This is a genomic window from Neisseria sp. P0009.S007 (assembly GCF_051962515.1).
This window is the reverse complement of record NZ_JBQCVF010000517.1, coordinates 1-1,034: the sequence shown is the minus strand read 5'-3', so window position 1 is coordinate 1,034 and position 1,034 is coordinate 1. Positions and strand designations below refer to the sequence as shown.

Sequence of the window (1,034 nt, the reverse complement as noted above, 5' to 3'; positions counted from 1 at the left end):
GACTTGGCTGCGGTTGAAACCTACCTGTCCGAGCATATTGCGTATCTTGAACGGTATTATCAAGCAGGTGTATTTGTGATGTCTGGACGCAAACAGCCGCGGACAGGCGGCATTATCCTGATGAAAGCATCAGGCAGGGAACAGGTGGAAAAGTTAATTGCAGAAGACCCATTTCACCGAGAAGGCGTAGCGAAATACACAATTACCGAGTTTATTCCGACTAAGGTCGCGGAAGGACTTGAAAACTATTTGGAAACTATCTGAACCGATTTTTCAGAAGGCTATCGCCCCAAAAATAATATTACAAAGGAATCCATCATGTTTACCCTATATGGAGAAACTTTCCCTTCACGGCTGCTACTCGGTACGGCTGCTTATCCGACGCCGGAAATCCTCAAGCAGTCTGTTCAAATCGCGCAACCGGCGATGATTACCGTTTCATTGCGCCGCGCCGGCAGCGGCGGCGAAGCGCACGGGCAGGGTTTTTGGTCGTTGTTGGAAGAAATGGGTGTGCCTGTGTTGCCCAATACCGCAGGCTGTCAAAGCGTACAGGAAGCTGTGACCACTGCGCAAATGGCGCGCGAAGTGTTTGATACCGATTGGATTAAGCTCGAACTTATCGGCGATGATGACACGTTGCAGCCCGACGTGTTCCAACTGGTCGAGGCGGCTGAAATCCTGATTAAAGACGGCTTCAAAGTACTGCCTTATTGCACCGAAGACCTGATTGCCTGCCGCCGACTGCTCGACGCAGGCTGTCAGGCGTTGATGCCGTGGGCGGCGCCGATTGGCACGGGACTGGGCACGGTTCATGCTTATGCGCTGAAAGTCCTGCGCGAACGTCTGCCCAACACGCCGTTGATTATCGATGCGGGGTTGGGTTTGCCTTCGCAGGCGGCGCAAGTGATGGAATGGGGTTTTGACGGCGTGTTATTGAATACCGCCGTTTCCCGAAGTGGCGATCCGGTCAATATGGCACGCGCTTTTGCGCTTGCGGTCGAGTCGGGCCGTCTGGCTTATGAGGCGGAACCTGT

Annotated in this window: 2 protein-coding genes; both read left to right on the top strand. The window is 53.4% G+C overall.

All coding sequences use genetic code 11. From position 1 onward, the window contains the following. On the top strand, positions 1-264 hold a 264-nt coding region (locus ACTHS3_RS14460), incomplete at its 5' end, for a YciI family protein (RefSeq protein WP_440368303.1). 54 nt (positions 265-318) lie between these two features. After that, the coding region (locus tag ACTHS3_RS14455; protein ID WP_440368302.1) for a thiazole synthase at positions 319-1,034 on the top strand (716 nt) is incomplete at its 3' end.